The sequence below is a fragment of the Streptomyces sp. NBC_01635 genome (assembly GCF_045209715.1).
GTDB classification, from domain to species: Bacteria; Actinomycetota; Actinomycetes; order Streptomycetales; family Streptomycetaceae; genus Streptomyces; species Streptomyces hirsutus.
This window is the reverse complement of record NZ_CP109277.1, coordinates 3,786,752-3,803,864: the sequence shown is the minus strand read 5'-3', so window position 1 is coordinate 3,803,864 and position 17,113 is coordinate 3,786,752. Positions and strand designations below refer to the sequence as shown.

The window sequence follows — 17,113 nt, the reverse complement described above, 5'->3', positions numbered from 1 at the left end:
GAGGGCGGGGCGAACTTGCCCTCGTGTCGTCGGGTACCTGTCGTGGAGGGCGGGGCGAACTTGCCCTCGTGCCGTCGGGCAGCCGTCGTGGAGAGCAGGGCGCACCTTCCCGCCTGCCGCCGGATACGGTCGAGCGGTGAACGACCAGCCCCAGCCCCAGCCCCAGTTTCAGTCCCAGCCCGAGAAGGGCGCCCCCGAACTCTTCACCTGGGAGTTCGCGAGTGACCCCTACCCCGCGTACGCCTGGCTGAGGGAGCACGCGCCCGTGCACCGGACGCGGCTGCCCAGCGGGGTGGAGGCCTGGCTGGTCACCCGTTACGCCGACGCCAAGCAGACCCTCGCCGACCCCCGCCTCTCCAAGAACCCGGCGCACCACGACGAGCCCGCGCACGCCAAGGGGAAGACCGGCATCCCCGGTGAACGCAAGGCCGAGCTGATGACGCATCTGCTCAACATCGACCCGCCGGACCACACCCGGCTGCGCAGACTGGTCAGCAAGGCGTTCACACCGCGCCGGGTCGCCGAGTTCGCGCCCCGGGTGCAGGAGCTCACCGACGGGCTCATCGACCGGTTCGCGGACAGCGGCTCCGCCGACCTCATCCACGACTTCGCCTTCCCGCTCCCCATTTACGCCATCTGCGACCTGCTCGGCGTTCCCCGGGAGGACCAGGACGACTTCCGTGACTGGGCGGGCATGATGATCCGCCACCAGGGAGGTCCCAGGGGTGGCGTGGCCCGGTCGGTGAAGAAGATGCGCGGCTACCTGGCCGATCTGATCCACCGCAAGCGAGAGGCCCTGCCCGCCGAACCCGCCCCCGGCGAGGACCTCATCTCCGGTTTGATCCGTGCCTCCGACCACGGTGAGCACCTCACCGAGAACGAGGCCGCCGCCATGGCGTTCATCCTGCTGTTCGCGGGCTTCGAGACCACCGTCAACCTCATCGGCAACGGCACCTACGCCCTCCTCACCCACCCGGGGCAGCGCGAGCGCCTGCAGACGTCCCTCGCCGCCGGGGAGCGCGGACTGCTGGAGACCGGGGTGGAGGAACTCCTGCGCTACGACGGGCCCGTGGAACTGGCCACCTGGCGGTTCGCCACCGAGGCGCTCACCCTCGGCGGGCAGCACATCTCGGCCGGCGACCCGGTCCTCGTCGTCCTGGCCGCCGCGGACCGCGATCCGGAGCGGTTCGCCGACCCCGACACGCTCGACCTCGCACGGCGCGACAACCAGCATCTGGGGTACGGCCACGGCATCCACTACTGCCTCGGCGCTCCCCTGGCCCGTCTGGAGGGCCAGACCGCGCTCGCCACGCTGCTGACCCGCCTGCCGGACCTCGAACTCGCGGTGGACCCGGCCGAACTGCGCTGGCGCGGCGGACTCATCATGCGCGGACTGCGCACACTGCCGGTGCGATTCACCGCGCCGCCGATGTGATGTCGCCTACGAAGCACCGTGTTCGGCACGCGTTCCGAAATGACCCGGATGGTCGTCGAGTCCGCTCCGGGCGGGCCTCCGGCGGCCCTCCGACGGCCCTTCACCCTCGCGCAAGTGACCGTCAGGTCCGCTGTGGACACGGTCCGTCGAACCTGGACGGGACCGGCACAAAAGTGACGCCCAATCAGTTCTGTGATCTGCATGTGATCTGCGCGGCATGAACTTGTGACAAGCGTTCGACTGCGGATACGTTCACCCATCAAGCGCGGCGTCCCGCTTTTGCGGTACCACAGTTCGAATCGCCGTGCGAGCAACCGTTGTCTGCGAAAGGTCTCCGCATGCTCTCCGGGAACGGTCGTCACCGTCGCCCCCGCCAGGCTCCGGCTCTCCTCGTCGCGGCCGGAGTGACCGGCTCGGCCATCGCGATTCCCCTCCTCGGGGCCGGCGCGGCCAGTGCGGCCGACGGCTCCACCTGGGACCGCGTCGCCGAATGCGAGTCCGGTGGCTCCTGGAGCCAGAACTCCGGTAACGGTTATTACGGCGGCCTGCAGTTGACCCAGGCCGACTGGGAGAAGTACGGCGGCCTCGACTATGCGACCAGCGCCGACCAGGCCAGCCGCGGCCAGCAGATAGCGGTGGCCGAGAAGATCCTCGCCGACCAGGGCGTCGGCGCGTGGAGAGCCTGCGGGCTGCTGGGAGGCCTGGGCCAGGACTCGCCCGTGCTCGACGTCGGCACCGGTGCGGAGGGCGGCTCGTCGGGCAAGTCCGGTTCCGAGAGGTCCGCCACCCCGTCGCCGTCCCAGTCCTCCGGCTCCTCGTCGGACGCGAAGGGCGCCAAGGGTGCAAAGGGTGCCGCGGACGGCAAGGAGAAGGAAGAGGGTGCGGACGGATCGGTCGAGCCCGACGCCTCCCCCTCCGCCTCCCCGTCTCCCTCCGCCTCGGCCAAGGATGGCGACTCGGACAAGTCGGGCGATAAGGGCGAGGCTTCGGGATCGGCCGACGGTGAGAAATCCGGCAGCGGCCGCCATCGCGGCGCCAGCGCCGAGGAAGAGGTGCGTGAGGACCGTGACGCCGGATCCTCCGGCCGGCACGCCTCGCGCGGCGGTCTTGGCTTTGCGCGCGGCCTTGACGGCTCGTCCCCGTCGAGCGGCTCCGGCACGGGCGCCGGGAGCGACTCCTCGGCCGCCGCCGACTCCCTTGCCTTCGGCGACGGATGGCTCGCCGAGTACAACGGAGGGGGCGAGGTCCTGGGCGCGGCCGTCCCGAACCTCGTCCTTCCCGGTCAGGCGCTCGCGTTCGGGTCCGAATCGGACAACAGCTGATATCCGGGCGGCAGTCGGGCGACAGTCGGGCGGCAGGGTTTTCCCGGCCGAGCCGCGGCCGAGCCGCGGCTCGGCCGCGGCTGGGAACCGTCCGGGCGGTGACTGGGCGGCAATCGAACCGGCGGGCGAAAAAGTGCCTCAAAAGCGCCAGTTGAGGTCATAGTTCGCGACGAATGTCCGATTTAAAGGCGATGAGAGATAGGTCTCAGAAGCCCTGATCGTCTTTGATAATCCGCTGAGCCCGTGTCTACGGTCGTGACCGCTCGTCAACGCGGGCCCCGGCTGCCGCCACGCCGAATCCTGCCAGTGGCAGCACGGGAACAGTCGACGCGTCATGCGCCGTAGGCAGGAGCGGGGGACCCAAGGTAGGCGCCGAATCCGGTGAGGAATGCCGGATGCGGCTAGGGGTGAAGTCGTGTCCCGTGAGGGACGCGGCCGGGCAACTCAACCGGCCCGAACCCGACAGCTCACCTCGTAGGCGTCGGTGAGGGGATCCTTCATGCTGTTTTCCGGCAAGGGCAAGCACCGTCGTCCGTCCAAGGCCACCCGTGTCATCGCCGTCGCCGGCGTCACCGGTGCCGCCGTCGCCGCCCCGCTGATGGCGGCCGGCAACGCTTCCGCCGCCACCGCCTCCGAGTGGGACGCCGTCGCCCAGTGCGAGTCCGGCGGCAACTGGTCGATCAACACCGGCAACGGTTACTACGGCGGCCTGCAGTTCTCCGCCTCCACCTGGGCCGGCTACGGCGGCACGGCGCACGCCGGCACCGCCGACCAGGCCAGCAAGGCCCAGCAGATCGAGATCGCCGAGAAGGTCCTCGCGGGCCAGGGCAAGGGCGCCTGGCCGGTCTGCGGCAAGGGCCTGTCCAACGCCGCCTACAGCGGTGGCGGTTCCACCGAGGGCTCCGGCAACCAGAGCTCCGGCAACCAGAGTTCCGGCAACCAGGACAGCGGCTCCTCGCAGCAGTCCCAGCAGCAGGAGTCCCCGAAGCAGAACACCGAGGCCGCTCCCGAGCGTTCCGCCGAGCAGAAGGCCTCCCGCTCCGACGAGCGTCCGGCCGCCAAGAAGACCGTCACCACCCCGACCGGCGAGAAGGTCGAGAAGGGCGACGGCGAGTACAAGGTCGTCAAGGGCGACACCCTCAGCTCGATCGCCTCGGAGCACGACGTCAAGGGCGGCTGGGACAAGCTGTTCAAGCTGAACGACGACATCGTCGAGGAAGCCGACCTCATCTACCCGGGCCAGCAGCTGCACCTGAAGTAAGGCCGCAGTCGCACGTCCCGTCCCCGCCCCCCACGGGGTCCTGCCCCGCCCCGGTGCGTATCCCCCGTACGCGCCGGGGCGGGGCCTTTCCGTGTTCGGTGCCGGCTCCGGTACGTCCGCGGTGCCGGAGCCGGTCCGTGCCCGGTGCCGGAGCGGGCCTTCCGTCCCCCGGTTTTCCGATACCGCCTTTGTTCCGTTCGGAAACAATTTACTCTCGGTTCTGTCCGCGAAGCGGCCGACCGGATGGCCGATCGCGCCGAGCCGGATAGGCTCGGGTCCGCAGGGCCCCGTGGCCCCGCTGAACCACGTCACATCCATGAAGGAGATGCTCGTGCCGTCCATCGACGTCGTCGTAGCCCGGGAAATCCTGGACTCCCGAGGCAACCCCACGGTCGAGGTCGAGGTCGGCCTCGACGACGGCAGCACGGGTCGTGCCGCCGTCCCGTCCGGCGCCTCCACCGGCGCCTTCGAGGCCATCGAACTCCGTGACGGTGACCCCGACCGTTACCAGGGCAAGGGCGTCGAGAAGGCCGTCCTCGCCGTCATCGAGCAGATCGGCCCGGAGCTCGTCGGCTACGACGCCACCGAGCAGCGCCTGATCGACCAGGCGATGTTCGACCTGGACGCCACCGACAACAAGGGCTCCCTCGGTGCCAACGCCATCCTCGGCGTCTCCCTGGCCGTCGCCCACGCCGCCTCCGAGGCCAGCGACCTGCCCCTCTTCCGCTACCTGGGCGGCCCCAACGCGCACCTGCTGCCGGTGCCGATGATGAACATCCTCAACGGCGGTTCGCACGCGGACTCCAATGTGGACATCCAGGAGTTCATGATCGCCCCGATCGGCGCGGAGTCCTTCTCCGAGGCCCTGCGCTGGGGCACCGAGGTCTACCACACGCTGAAGAAGGTCCTGAAGAGCAAGGGCCTGGCCACCGGCCTCGGCGACGAGGGCGGCTTCGCCCCGAACCTCGGCTCCAACCGCGAGGCCCTCGACCTCATCCTTGAGGCGATCAAGGAAGCCGGTTACACCCCCGGCGAGCAGATCGCCCTCGCGCTCGACGTCGCCGCCTCCGAGTTCTACAAGGACGGCACGTACGTCTTCGAGGGCAAGGAGCGCTCCGCCGCCGAGATGACGGAGTACTACGCCGAGCTGGTCGAGGCGTACCCGCTGGTCTCCATCGAGGACCCGCTGTTCGAGGACGACTGGGAGGGCTGGAAGGCGCTCACCGACAAGCTCGGCGACAAGGTCCAGATCGTCGGCGACGACCTGTTCGTCACCAACCCGGAGCGCCTGGCCCGCGGCATCGAGGAGGACGCGGCCAACGCCCTGCTGGTCAAGGTGAACCAGATCGGTTCGCTGACCGAGACCCTGGACGCCGTCGAGCTGGCCCAGCGCAACGGCTTCAAGTGCATGATGTCGCACCGCTCCGGTGAGACCGAGGACGTCACCATCGCCGACCTGGCCGTCGCCACCAACTGCGGCCAGATCAAGACCGGTGCCCCGGCCCGCTCCGAGCGCGTCGCCAAGTACAACCAGCTGCTGCGCATCGAGGAGATCCTCGACGACGCCGCGGTGTACGCGGGCCGCAGCGCCTTCCCGCGGTTCCGCTCTGCGGACCAGTAGGCACAGCGCTCCGCGGACCAGTAGGCACAGCGCTCCGCGGAGCGGTAGGCACAGTGCTCCGCGGAGCGGTAGGCACAGCAAGGGCTGACCCGTACGGGATGACGACCCAGGTCGTGTCCTGGCCGGTAGTCCCTACGTCCCCGGACGCGGTCCCGTACCGTGTCCGGGGACGTACGTGCGTATGGCAGGGGAACGGGAGGCGGGACATGGCCGTGAAGGACCGGGACCGGTTCTCCACCGCGACCAGGATCCGGCTGATCGGCGAGCAGACCGCCGCCCGGGTCTACCGCTCGCAGACCAAGCGCCAGGCCCGCCGCTCCCGGCTGACCGGCCGGGCCGCGCTGCTCGCCCTGGTGGTCTGCTCGCTGATCGTGGCCCTCGCCTATCCCATGCGGCAGTACGTGTCCCAGCGCGCCGACATCGCCGACCTCCAGCAGGAGAAGGACGAGACCCGCCGGCGGGTCGAGCACCTGCGCGACATGAAGGCACGCTGGCAGGACGACGCCTATGCCGAGCAGCAGGTCCGCGCGCGGCTGCACTACGTCATGCCCGGCGAGACCGGCTACATCGTGATCGATCCGGACGCGACCGAGCAGCCGCGCGCCGACCGCGAATCGGCCGACCGCCCCTGGTACGCGAACGTCTGGGACGGCGTCGACAAGTCCGACGCGGCCGAGCGGTGAGCCCGGAGCCGTAGCCTTGATGCCCTGCGGTTCACCGGAACCCGCAGGGTCGGCCGCACGACCGCGGACGACCCCGTACGACGGCACCGGCCTGTCGTACGGAGACCTGCGCGGAAACCGCGCAGACAATCGTAGAGAACCGCCGAGAACCGCAGGAAGACAGGTATGGAAACGCCCCCGCCCACGACCTCGCGCACCGAACCGACCGACGCGGACGTCGAGGCGTTCAAGCAGCAGCTCGGCCGGCCCCCGCGTGGGCTGCGCGCCATCGCGCACCGCTGTCCCTGCGGACAGCCGGACGTCGTCGAGACCGCGCCGAAGCTGCCCGACGGCACCCCCTTCCCGACGCTGTACTACCTCACCTGCCCCCGGGCCGCCTCGGCGATCGGAACGCTGGAGGCGAACGGCGTGATGAAGGAGATGACGGAGCGGCTGGCGGCGGACCCGGAGCTGGCGGCCGCGTACCGCGCGGCGCACGAGGACTACATCCGGCGCCGCGACGAGATCGAGGAACTGAAGAACTTCCCGAGCGCCGGCGGGATGCCGGACCGGGTGAAGTGCCTGCATGTCCTGGTTGCCCACTCGCTGGCCGCCGGCCCCGGGGTCAACCCGCTGGGCGACGAGGCGCTCGCGATGCTGCCGGAGTGGTGGCGCAAGGGCCCGTGCGTGACGGTCGCCGAGCCGCCCGCCGGCGAGGGAGGGCAGGTGGAGAGCTCGGACGGCGGCTCCTTCGCGGCCAAGCCGATCGAGGAGAACGACCGATGACCCGAGTCGCCGCCATCGACTGCGGTACCAACTCGATCCGGCTCCTGGTGGCCGACGCCGACCCGGCGACCGGTGAACTGACCGACCTGGACCGGCGCATGACGATCGTGCGGCTCGGCCAGGGCGTCGACCGCACGGGCCGGCTCGCCCCCGAGGCGCTGGAGCGGACGTTCGCCGCCTGCCGCGAGTACGCGGAGGCCATCAAGGAGCACGGCGCGCGGCGCCTGCGCTTCGTCGCCACCTCCGCCTCCCGCGACGCCGAGAACCGGGACGAGTTCGTGCGCGGGGTGCTGGACATCCTCGGCGTGGAGCCCGAGGTCATCACCGGCGACCAGGAGGCCGAGTTCTCCTTCACCGGCGCCACCAAGGAACTGACGGGCCGTGCGGACCTGCACCGCCCGTTCCTGGTCGTGGACATCGGCGGCGGCTCCACCGAGTTCGTCGTCGGCGACGACCACGTACGCGCCGCCCGGTCCGTCGACGTGGGCTGCGTACGGATGACCGAGCGGCACCTGCTGGTGGACGGGGCGGTGATGGACCCGCCGACCGAGGAACGGATCGCGGCGATGCGGGCCGACATCGAGGCCGCCCTCGACCGGGCCGAGCGGACGGTACCGCTGCGCGAGGCCCGCACCCTGGTCGGCCTGGCCGGCTCGGTCACGACGGTGTCGGCGATCGCCCAGGACCTGCCCGCGTACGACTCGCAGGCCATCCACCACTCCCGGGTCACCCTGGAACGCGTCCGCGAGATCACTGACCGGCTGCTCCACGCCACCCACGCCGAACGAGCGGCGATCCCCGCCATGCACCCGGGCCGGGTCGACGTCATCGGAGCGGGCGCCCTGGTCCTCCTCTCCGTCATGGAACGCACCGGCGCGAAGGAGGTAGTCGTCAGCGAACACGACATCCTCGACGGGATCGCCTGGTCCTTGGCGATCGACGAGGGATGAGGGGGGGAGCGGCGGGACGCTACAGGTTGCGGCAGACGTCCCGTCGGTCGCCCACCTTGACGACGAGGATGACGAGTTCACCGTCGTTGATCTGGTAGGCGACCCGGTAGCTGTCGACCCGGAGCCGGTAGAGCCCTGATGGGCCGGTGAGCTTCTTGACGTCGGCGTCCTCGCGGTACGGATCGTCACCGAGCGCGGTCAGCGCGGTCAGGATGCGCATGGCATCAAGTCGGCTGATGGACCGGATCTGCCGCTGTGCTGCCGTGGTGAACCTGAACGCGTACTTCACGCCGCGCCTTCACCGCGCTCGTCGAACAGATCCGCCAGCAGCTCGGCCATCGAAACGGTGGGTCCGCCGTCGGCCAGGACTGCTTCCGCCTCGCGAGCCAGCATCACGTCGGCGGCCTCTTCCAGTGCTTCGAAGTCGGTGATCGGCACGACCGCGGCGACTGGGGCGCCGTTGCGTGTGATGACGGTCGGAGTGCCTTCCTCGGCCCGGTTGATGTGTTCCGCCAGGTGTGCGCGAGCTTCCCTGACGGTCACGGTGTTGTCGGTCATGGATCAAGTGTACGCACTTTCGTGTACACGTCGCCAGGCGTGGGAGGCGCGTTCGCGGGACATCCTCGACGGGATCGCCTGGTCGGCGGCGTAGGTGTGCGTGTACGTGGGGGCGCGGTCCGCATCCCGGGAGCCCTGGCGGGCGGGCGAATTCCTCGACGCCGGAGCTTTCGGGGCACGGGCCGCCCCCCGGTCCGTACGGCGGCTGCCGGTTCACGTGGTCACGGTCCGGACCCCGGGGGCGAGGTGCACCGTGGCGATGATCCTCGCGGTCACGCGCTGGAGGCGGTGCGTGCGCAGGGGGGCGTGAGGCGCGCCGGACGGGGACGGTGCGGTCGTGGGAGAGCGTTGCGGCGCAGCCGGGATGGGTCGGGATGAGTCGGTGGCGGGGGCGCGGTGACACCGACGGACGGGACGCCGAACAGCACTCCGCTGAGCAGCGTGGATACCGTTTGAGCGGCCGGGGGAAGGGGCCGACCGGCCCTTTCGAGGGGTGTCGGCGGGAAAGTTCGTGAAGTTCTTCACAAGGAAATGGCCCCGGTAGGCCGAAGAACTGAGTCCGGTTGACCCTTTCGGGCCCCCTGGGCTGCTTTGAACGTGTTCAGAAGGTGTGAGCGGGTGGCGTCCGGGAGGGCACCCCCGAGGCCCCTTCGGAGGGTTCGGGCTGTCGCCGGAATCAAAGAGAGGCAGCTCACGCGGCATTGACAACGGGTCACGTAGGGTCCTGGTTCCCGGCCCCCGGCATGGGCTTGATCACAAAAGCCGGGAAGTGTAACACGACCGCTACCCAAGCTTGTGAAGGGGCGCACGAACCCACCCCCTCGGAGAGGTGGATACTCGATGGCATGAGCACCACGGAGCGTCCCAGGATCCTCGTAGTAGGCGGTGGGTACGTAGGCCTGTACGCAGCTCGGCGCATCCAGAAGAAGATGCGTTACGGCGAGGCGACCGTCACCGTCGTCGACCCGCGGTCGTACATGACCTACCAGCCCTTCCTGCCCGAAGCCGCCGCCGGCAACATCTCCCCGCGGCACGTCGTCGTCCCCCTGCGACGCGTGCTCCCCAAGGCGGAGGTCCTCACCGGCCGGGTCACCACCATCGACCAGGACCGCAAGGTCGCCACGGTCGCGCCGCTCGTCGGCGAGGCCTACGAGCTGCCCTTCGACTACCTGATCATCGCGATGGGCGCGGTCTCCCGTACCTTCCCGATCCCCGGCCTCGCCGAGCAGGGCATCGGCATGAAGGGCATCGAGGAGGCCATCGGCCTGCGCAACCACGTCCTCGAGCAGCTCGACAAGGCCGACTCCACCACGGACGAGGAGATCCGCCGCAAGGCGCTCACCTTCGTCTTCGTCGGTGGCGGCTTCGCGGGTGCGGAGACCATCGGTGAGGTCGAGGACATGGCCCGGGACGCGGCCAAGTACTACAGGAACGTGTCCCGTGAGGACATGCGCTTCGTCCTCGTCGACGCTGCCGACAAGATCCTCCCCGAGGTGGGTCCCAAGCTCGGCAAGTACGGCAAGGAGCACCTCGAGGGCCGTGGTGTCGAGGTCTACCTCTCCACCTCCATGGACTCCTGCGTCGACGGCCACGTCGTGCTGAAGAACGGCCTCGAGGTCGACTCCAACACCATCGTGTGGACGGCCGGCGTCAAGCCGAACCCGGCGCTGGCCCGCTTCGGCCTCCCGCTGGGCCCGCGCGGTCACGTCGACACCCAGCCGACCCTCCAGGTCACCGGCACCGACTACATCTGGGCCGCGGGCGACAACGCGCAGGTGCCGGACCTCGTGGGCCGCAAGGCGGGCAACGAGAACGCCTGGTGCCCGCCGAACGCCCAGCACGCCCTGCGCCAGGCCAAGGTCCTCGGCGACAACGTGGTCTCCGGCATGCGGGGCTTCCCGCAGAAGGACTACAGCCACGCCAACAAGGGCGCCGTGGCGGGCCTCGGCCTGCACAAGGGCGTGGCGATGATCGTCGTGGGCAAGGTGAAGATCAAGCTCAAGGGCAGGCTCGCCTGGTACATGCACCGTGGCTACCACGGCATGGCGATGCCGACCTGGAACCGCAAGATCCGCGTCTTCGCCGACTGGACGCTCGCCGTGTTCCTCAAGCGCGAGGTCGTCTCGCTGGGCGCGATCCAGTCCCCGCGCGACGAGTTCTACGAGGCTGCGAAGCCGGCGCCGCTGCCCGCGGCCGCCAAGAAGGAATCGGCCGAGAAGGCCAACGCCTCCTGACGCCGGATCCGATCGACCGCTGGTCGCCCGTCCCGTCGGCCCCCCTCGGGGCCCGCGCGTACGGCCGGGCGACCTCCGGTCCGCCTGATTCTCCGGTCCGTCTGATCCTCCGGGCCGTCTGATTTTCGGTCCGTCCGATCTGCGTTCCACCCGGCGCTCCTGCTCCGAGAGCCGGGCTCCAGGTCATCGGCCAGGCCGTCCTCGGCTCCTGAAAGGGCCGCCCGCCATCCGTGGTGCGGGCGGCCCTTTCGGCGTTTTGCCCAGTCATGACGCGCGCCGAGGACTGCCGCGCGCCCCGCAGATGTTTACGTGGTGACGACATTCCGGGATTTGGCCTTCCCCGGGCTCTCGACGTCGCTCGAGCCGGGGACGCCCCTATCGGAGGTGTACACCATGAGAGACGCCGCCTCACGGCTGAAGGGCCTTGTCGAACAGGTGGCGGGCGCACCGCTCCCCCTGCGCGTCCGCGCCTGGGACGGATCACAGGCCGGCCCGCCGGACGCCCCGATCCTCGTCGTACGCAACCGCCGTGCCGTGCGCCACCTGTTGTGGAAGCCGGGTGAACTCGGCCTCGCCCGCGCCTGGGTGTCCGGCGACCTGAGCGTCGAGGGCGACCTGTACACCGCCCTCAAACGTGTCTCCGGTCTCCTCTGGGAGCGCGGCGAGGACACCCCCACCCTCGCCCAGTCCCTGCGCGACCCCGGCGTCCGCGCGGCCGTCCGCGGTCTCGTCGCGCTGGCCGGCCCGCCACTGCCGCCCGGCCCGCCCCCGGAGGAGATCCGCAGGCCCCACCGCGGCCTCCACACCAAGCGCAGCGACAAGCGCGCCATCAGCCATCACTACGACGTCGGCAACGACTTCTACGAGATCGTCCTCGGCCCGTCCATGGTGTACTCCTGCGCCTACTGGCCCGCCCCGCTCCCGCAGGCCACCCTCGAACAGGCCCAGCACGACAAGCTCGAAATCGTCTGCCGCAAGCTCGCGCTGACGCCCGGCCAGCGGCTGCTGGACGTCGGCTGCGGCTGGGGCTCCATGGCGATCCACGCCGCCCGTGAGCACGGCGTGAGCGTCGTCGGCGTCACCCTCTCCCAGGAGCAGGCCGGGTACGCCCGCAAGCGCGTCGCCGACGAAGGGCTCACCGACCGGGTCGAGATCCGCGTACAGGACTACCGTGACGTCCCGGACGGCCCCTACGACGCGATCTCCTCGATCGGCATGGCCGAACACGTCGGCTCCCCGCGCTATCTGGAGTACGCCACCGCCCTGCACCGCCTCCTCAAGCCCGGCGGACGGCTGCTGAACCACCAGATCGCACGCCGTCCGCATCGGGACGAGACGGAGTACGCACTGAACCCGTTCATCGACGCCTACGTCTTCCCCGACGGCGAACTCGCCCCCGTGGGCACCACCGTGTCCCTGCTGGAGCGGGCCGGCTTCGAGGCGCGCGACGTCGAGTCGATCCGCGAGCACTACGCCCTCACCCTGCGCCGCTGGGTGGCGAACCTGGAGGCCGGCTGGGACCGGGCCGTCATGCTCACCGGGCCGGGCCGCGCCCGCGTCTGGCGGCTGTACATGGCCGCCTCCGCGCTCGCCTTCGAACGCAACCGCATCGGCGTCAACCAGGTCCTGGCCGTGAAGACCCCCGAATCCGGCGCCTCCGGCCTGCCCCTGCGCGCCCGCGCCTGGAACTGACCGCCGCCCCCTGCTCCCTGCTCCCCGGCACGACGACGGGCGCGACGGCAGGCACGACGACGGGCCCTGCTCCGGCGACCGACTCCCACCGACTCCGGCCGACGCCAGGAGTCCGACCGGGTCCGGCCGTCGGAACAGGGCCCGTACAGGGCCCGTTCCCGCTCCGGTACTACTCCGCCTTGATGGCCTGAAGCATGTTCAGCCGTGCCGCCCGCCGGGCCGGCCACAGGGCCGCGAGCACGCCCACGACGCCGGCCAGCAGCAGGAAGACCGCCATCCGGCCCCAGGGCAGGATCAGTTCGTACGTCGCCATCCTCGAGCCCACCAGCTCTCCGGCCGCCCAGCCGAAGAACACGCCCAGGCCGATGCCGAGCACCCCGCCGAACAGGGAGATCACCAGGGACTCCAGGCGGACCATCCGCTTGATGCCCCCGCGGTCCAGGCCGATCGCGCGGAGCATGCCGATCTCCTGGGAGCGCTCGAACACCGACATGGCCAGGGTGTTGACGACACCGAGCACCGCGACGAGCACGGCCATCGCCAGCAGCCCGTAGACCATGTTCAGTATCAGCGTGAACATGGACGCCAGTTCGTTGGAGATGTCCTTCTTGTCCTGCACCTTGATGGCGGGGTTGGTGCCGAGGGCCTCCACCAGCCGGTCCTTCGCCGCGTCGGAGGCACCGCCGGAGGTCTTCACCATGACCTGCATGTCGATCGGGTCCGGCTGGTGCGGGGCGAGGGTCGCGGTGTCGAGCATGATGCCGCGGAACATCTCGTTGCCCTCGTAGACCCCGGCGACCGTCAGCTCCTGCTTCTCGCCGTCCTCGTAGGTGAGGGTGAAGTCCGAACCGGCCTTCCAGCCGTGGTCCTCGGCCGTCCTGTGGTCGACGACGATCCGTGTGCCGGACACCTCGAAGGCGCCGTCACGGACCGGGAAGTCGGTCAGCTCGCCGATCGAGGAGCCGTCGACGCCGGTCAGGAACTCCGTCTGCCCGTCGATACGGACGGGCGCGTTGCGCAGCGGGCTGCTGGCGGTGACGTCGTCGGACCGCTCCAGCGTCCGCGCGACGTCCGGCGACAGCCAGTTGCCGTTCGCCATCGACACCACGTAGTCGGCCTCGATCGAGGAGGTGGCCATCTTGTCGATGGCGTTCTGCAGGCTGCCCGCCACCACCGTCATCCCGGTGATCAGGGTGAGCCCGATCATCAGCGCGGACGCGGTCGCGGCGGTACGGCGCGGGTTGCGCACCGCGTTCTGCCGGGCCAGCTTCCCGGACATCCCGAAGACGCGCAGCACCGGCGCCGCGGCGGCGATCAGCGGACGGGACAGCAGCGGGGTCAGGATGAACACGCCGATGATCAGCAGGACCGCGCCGATGCCCATGGGGGCCTGGCCGTCCGAGCCGCTCATCGTCGTCGCCGCGAGGACCACCGCGATGCCGGCGCCCGAGAAGAGCGCGCCCAGCGTGTTGCGCAGCACCAGCGACTTGGTGGTCGCCTGGGCGTGCACGGAGCTCATCGCCGCCACCGGCGGGATCTTCGCGGCCCGGCGGCCGGGCAGCCACGCGGCGAGCATGGTGATCAGGACACCGACCGAGAACGCGGCGGCGACAGTGCCGGGTGTGACCACCAGCGGGCCGGCGGGCACGGTCGCCTCGAACGTCCCCATCAGGGCACGCAGTCCGGCCCCGATGCCGATACCGGTGAGCAGCCCGACCACGGCGGCGACCGCGCCCACCACGAACGCCTCGAACAGCACCGACCGGGTGACCTGCCGGCGGGAGGCGCCGACCGCGCGCATCAGCGCCAGCTCCCGGGTGCGCTGGGCGACCAGCATGGTGAAGGTGTTGGCGATGATGAACGTACCGACGAACAGCGCGATGCCGGCGAACACCAGCAGGCCCTGCTTCAGCCCGCTCATCGAGGAGGCGATCATGCTCGCCTGGTCGTCGGCGAGCTGCGTGCCGGTGGTGGTCTCCACGGCGTCGGCGGGCAGCGCCTTGTCCAGCTCCGCCTGCAGCGCGCTCTCGGAGACGCCGTCCTTCGCCTTGACGGCGATCTCGTCGAACGTGCCCTCCTTGCCGAACAGCTTCTGCGCCGTCGCCGTGTCGAACAGCGCGAGGCTGCCGCCGGCCGCGACATTGCCGTCGTCGGTGGTGAAGACGCCGGTGACGACCGGCTCGAGGACCGGGCCGTCGACCGACATCCGTACGGTGTCGCCGACCCGGTAGCCGGTGCGCTTCGCGGTCTCGGCGTCGATGAGGATCTCGTCGGCGCCCTTCGGCGCGTGCCCTTCGGTCAGCGGGTAGCGGGGGTCGTCGGTGCCCCAGTAGTTGCCGCCCTGCGACTGGAAGCCGTCGCCGATCAGCCTGCCGTCCCGGTCGGCCATGGCGGTGAACCCGGTGACGACGCCGATGGCCTGCGCGGCGCCGGGAACCCGGGCACTGTCCTCGACCATGGCCGAGGTCAGTTCGTGGGGCTCGCCGACCTTGTCTCCCTCGGCTTCCTTCCACTGGGCGGTGACGGCGACGTCGACGTGGTCGAAGCCCTTGGCGGAGCTCTTCTGGAGGGCGTCGGAGAGGGTGTTGGTGAAGACCAGGGTCCCCGACACGAAGGCCACGCCGAGCATCACGGCGAGCACGGTCATCAGGAGCCGGGCCTTGTGCGCGAACACATTGCGCAAGGCGGTACGGAACATGGGTGTTTTCTCGAGTCCAGTCGTACGAGTGGGGGTGGGGCGTCAGCAGGGGTGAGGTCGCATCACCGGAACATCACCGGAAGAGGCGAGGGACGGTTGCGTGCTGACGGCGGCTCGGCCGGTGACGGCTCAGCTCGTACGGCCCTTGGCGTCGAACTGCTTCATGCGGTCGAGCACCGATTCGGCCGTCGGCCCGTGCATCTCGTCCACGATCCTGCCGTCCGCGAGGAACACCACCCGGTCCGCGTAGGCCGCAGCGACCGGGTCGTGGGTCACCATGACCACCGTCTGCCCCAGCTCGCGTACCGAGTTGCGCAGGAAGCCGAGCACCTCGGCGCCGGAACGGGAGTCGAGGTTGCCGGTGGGCTCGTCGCCGAAGATGATCTCGGGCCTGGAGGCCAGCGCCCGCGCGACGGCGACCCGCTGCTGCTGACCGCCGGACAGCTGGGACGGCCGGTGGCTCAGCCGGTCGGACAGGCCGATCATCCGGATCACGGTGTCGAGCCACTGCTTGTCCGGCTTGCGCCCCGCGATGTCCATCGGGAGGGTGATGTTCTCCAGGGCCGTCAGGGTCGGCAGCAGGTTGAACGCCTGGAAGATGAAGCCGATCTTGTCCCGGCGCAGCTTGGTGAGCTGCTTGTCCTTGAGGGAGCCCAGCTCGGTGTCACCGATGCGCACGGAACCGGCCGAGAACGTGTCGAGGCCGGCCACACAGTGCATCAGCGTGGACTTGCCGGAACCGGAGGGGCCCATGATCGCGGTGAACTCGGCCTGCCGGAAGTCCACGGAGACCTGGTCGAGGGCGACCACCTGGGTCTCGCCCTGGCCGTAGATCTTCGACAGTTCCGCGGCACGTGCGGCCACGGTGGTGGTCCGGTCGGCGATGGGTGCGGTGGTCACGGGATGGGCACTCCTGACGGTACGACGTTTCACGGCAACGGAACGAGTTCCATCGTTCCGCCCGCGGATCCCCGTGTAGTCACCCGCAGCTCCGGTTCCGGAGGGCGACTCGGGGTGGACCCCGCGGGCCGCCGTCATACCTGCGGATGACGGCCGACCCGGAGCGAGGGGAGGCGCCCCCGGGCCGGGAGGGAGGATCCGGGCCCGAGCCGAGGGGAGGCGGAGCGCCCGATCCGAGGCCGGCGGAGCCCGCCGAGCGCCGGATTCGTGAGAACAGGTGGAGCGCCCTTGTTCGGACGGTGAAATTCCGTCATTCCGCATGCACGGCCGACCCCCGCACGCGAGGCTGTTGGCATGTGCTGATGGCGATTCCCATGGCCTGATACACCCTCAGGCGTCAATAAAATCAGACAACATCGGCCCACCACTGCGCAGTTCGGGTGAGGGGTCCCGATAGGCTCGGAGGGCCCGACGCGGAGCCCATGGCCTGCCCGGATGGTGGAATGCAGACACGGCGAGCTTAAACCTCGCTGCCCCTGCTGGGGGCGTGCCGGTTCAAGTCCGGCTCCGGGCACTTTCCGACGTACGACCCCTGACCTGCAGGGACGTACGTCAACTGTCGTGCGTGTCCGCGTAACTGGCGCACGGCTGGCGCACCGGCCCCTAGCTTGCCGTCATGGCATAGGTGAAAGCGATGGGGAACGACGCTGGTGAAGTCACCAGCCACCGTGTGCGCCGGTGCCTGGAGGTACCGCGGTCGGCCCTTGAACGGGCACTGACAGCCTCCCGCGAGGCAGTGCTCACTGAGCCTTCTGCAGAGCTGGCGTTCCGGACTTGAAAGTCGCGTGCCGTTCGAATCCTCCGACGGGCTCTGCAGCCTCCCGAAGTGGTGGACATCTGCTGCCCGTTCTCAGGTTCTGGCTCAACTTCTGTGATGTCTCCGGTCACGCCGGGTTCAGAGCGATGCCGTGCCTGGCGTCTCGCAGGTCAGGCA

At 70.0% G+C, this 17,113-nt stretch carries 13 protein-coding genes, 1 tRNA gene and 1 riboswitch; of the genes, 10 read left to right on the top strand and 4 right to left on the bottom strand.

Annotated elements, in window-relative coordinates; all coding sequences use genetic code 11:
* Positions 1–136: 136 nt before the first annotated feature.
* The 7 genes from OHB56_RS17650 (at position 137) to OHB56_RS17620 (ending at position 8,037) form a co-directional block, all read left to right on the top strand.
* On the top strand, positions 137–1,435 hold the full coding sequence (locus OHB56_RS17650) for a cytochrome P450 (RefSeq protein ID WP_326753124.1): 1,299 nt from the start codon (positions 137–139) through the stop codon (positions 1,433–1,435).
* A gap of 338 nt (positions 1,436–1,773) precedes the next feature.
* The gene (locus OHB56_RS17645; RefSeq protein ID WP_326753123.1) at positions 1,774–2,757 is read left to right on the top strand and encodes a transglycosylase family protein; all 984 of its coding nucleotides are present in this window, start codon (positions 1,774–1,776) and stop codon (positions 2,755–2,757) included.
* Between the two features lie 327 nt (positions 2,758–3,084).
* A riboswitch (cyclic di-AMP (ydaO/yuaA leader) is annotated at positions 3,085–3,253 on the top strand.
* A gap of 3 nt (positions 3,254–3,256) precedes the next feature.
* Entirely contained in the window at positions 3,257–4,018 is a 762-nt protein-coding gene (locus OHB56_RS17640; RefSeq protein ID WP_326753122.1) for a transglycosylase family protein, read from the top strand.
* Between the two features lie 331 nt (positions 4,019–4,349).
* Positions 4,350–5,639: a phosphopyruvate hydratase gene (gene eno / locus OHB56_RS17635; RefSeq protein WP_326753121.1), complete on the top strand. Its 1,290-nt coding sequence runs from the start codon at positions 4,350–4,352 to the stop codon at positions 5,637–5,639.
* A gap of 206 nt (positions 5,640–5,845) precedes the next feature.
* Positions 5,846–6,322, top strand: a complete 477-nt coding sequence (locus tag OHB56_RS17630) for a septum formation initiator family protein (protein WP_388440594.1) — start codon at positions 5,846–5,848, stop codon at positions 6,320–6,322.
* A gap of 165 nt (positions 6,323–6,487) precedes the next feature.
* Positions 6,488–7,087, top strand: coding sequence for a DUF501 domain-containing protein (locus tag OHB56_RS17625; RefSeq protein ID WP_326753119.1), 600 nt, complete (start codon positions 6,488–6,490; stop codon positions 7,085–7,087).
* Complete coding sequence (locus OHB56_RS17620) at positions 7,084–8,037, top strand: exopolyphosphatase (RefSeq protein WP_406354351.1); 954 nt, start codon at positions 7,084–7,086, stop codon at positions 8,035–8,037. Before OHB56_RS17625 ends, OHB56_RS17620 begins: the two co-directional genes overlap by 4 nt.
* Positions 8,038–8,056: 19 nt before the next feature.
* On the opposite strand, the gene OHB56_RS17615 is transcribed toward OHB56_RS17620, so the two are convergent.
* Both OHB56_RS17615 and OHB56_RS17610 read right to left on the bottom strand, forming a co-directional pair.
* A complete protein-coding gene (locus OHB56_RS17615; RefSeq protein ID WP_406354349.1) occupies positions 8,057–8,326 on the bottom strand; it encodes a type II toxin-antitoxin system RelE/ParE family toxin in 270 nt (89 codons plus the stop codon).
* Entirely contained in the window at positions 8,323–8,595 is a 273-nt protein-coding gene (locus OHB56_RS17610; RefSeq protein ID WP_361454999.1) for a type II toxin-antitoxin system Phd/YefM family antitoxin, read from the bottom strand. Before OHB56_RS17610 ends, OHB56_RS17615 begins: the two co-directional genes overlap by 4 nt.
* 845 nt (positions 8,596–9,440) lie before the next feature.
* On the opposite strand from OHB56_RS17610, the gene OHB56_RS17605 reads away from it, so the two are divergent.
* Together OHB56_RS17605 and OHB56_RS17600 are read left to right on the top strand one after the other, a co-directional pair.
* Positions 9,441–10,829: an NAD(P)/FAD-dependent oxidoreductase gene (locus OHB56_RS17605; RefSeq protein ID WP_055626883.1), complete on the top strand. Its 1,389-nt coding sequence runs from the start codon at positions 9,441–9,443 to the stop codon at positions 10,827–10,829.
* Positions 10,830–11,222: 393 nt separating this feature from the next.
* Complete coding sequence (locus OHB56_RS17600) at positions 11,223–12,521, top strand: class I SAM-dependent methyltransferase (RefSeq protein WP_406354346.1); 1,299 nt, start codon at positions 11,223–11,225, stop codon at positions 12,519–12,521.
* Positions 12,522–12,690: 169 nt separating this feature from the next.
* Here OHB56_RS17600 and OHB56_RS17595 read toward each other — a convergent pair whose 3' ends face one another.
* Both OHB56_RS17595 and OHB56_RS17590 read right to left on the bottom strand, forming a co-directional pair.
* Positions 12,691–15,219 (bottom strand): ABC transporter permease, encoded by a 2,529-nt coding sequence (locus OHB56_RS17595; RefSeq protein ID WP_406354344.1) that lies wholly within the window; start codon positions 15,217–15,219, stop codon positions 12,691–12,693.
* Positions 15,220–15,348: 129 nt separating this feature from the next.
* On the bottom strand, positions 15,349–16,119 hold the full coding sequence (locus OHB56_RS17590; protein WP_406354342.1) for an ABC transporter ATP-binding protein: 771 nt from the start codon (positions 16,117–16,119) through the stop codon (positions 15,349–15,351).
* A 489-nt stretch (positions 16,120–16,608) separates the two neighbouring features.
* Between OHB56_RS17590 and OHB56_RS17585 the strand changes: the two genes are divergently transcribed.
* Positions 16,609–16,693 (top strand) — tRNA-Leu (locus OHB56_RS17585).
* Positions 16,694–17,113: the final 420 nt, after the last annotated feature.

Excerpts from the sequence above, each read along its gene's own strand:
- OHB56_RS17600 (WP_406354346.1), top strand. The coding sequence starts at position 11,223 with ATGAGAGACGCCGCCTCACGGCTGAAGGGCCTTGTCGAACAGGTGGCG.
- OHB56_RS17645 (WP_326753123.1), top strand. The coding sequence starts at position 1,774 with ATGCTCTCCGGGAACGGTCGTCACCGTCGCCCCCGCCAGGCTCCGGCT.
- OHB56_RS17610 (WP_361454999.1), bottom strand. The coding sequence starts at position 8,595 with ATGACCGACAACACCGTGACCGTCAGGGAAGCTCGCGCACACCTGGCG.
- OHB56_RS17595 (WP_406354344.1), bottom strand. The coding sequence starts at position 15,219 with ATGTTCCGTACCGCCTTGCGCAATGTGTTCGCGCACAAGGCCCGGCTC.
- OHB56_RS17625 (WP_326753119.1), top strand. The coding sequence starts at position 6,488 with ATGGAAACGCCCCCGCCCACGACCTCGCGCACCGAACCGACCGACGCG.
- OHB56_RS17605 (WP_055626883.1), top strand. The coding sequence starts at position 9,441 with ATGAGCACCACGGAGCGTCCCAGGATCCTCGTAGTAGGCGGTGGGTAC.
- OHB56_RS17640 (WP_326753122.1), top strand. The coding sequence starts at position 3,257 with ATGCTGTTTTCCGGCAAGGGCAAGCACCGTCGTCCGTCCAAGGCCACC.
- OHB56_RS17630 (WP_388440594.1), top strand. The coding sequence starts at position 5,846 with ATGGCCGTGAAGGACCGGGACCGGTTCTCCACCGCGACCAGGATCCGG.
- OHB56_RS17620 (WP_406354351.1), top strand. The coding sequence starts at position 7,084 with ATGACCCGAGTCGCCGCCATCGACTGCGGTACCAACTCGATCCGGCTC.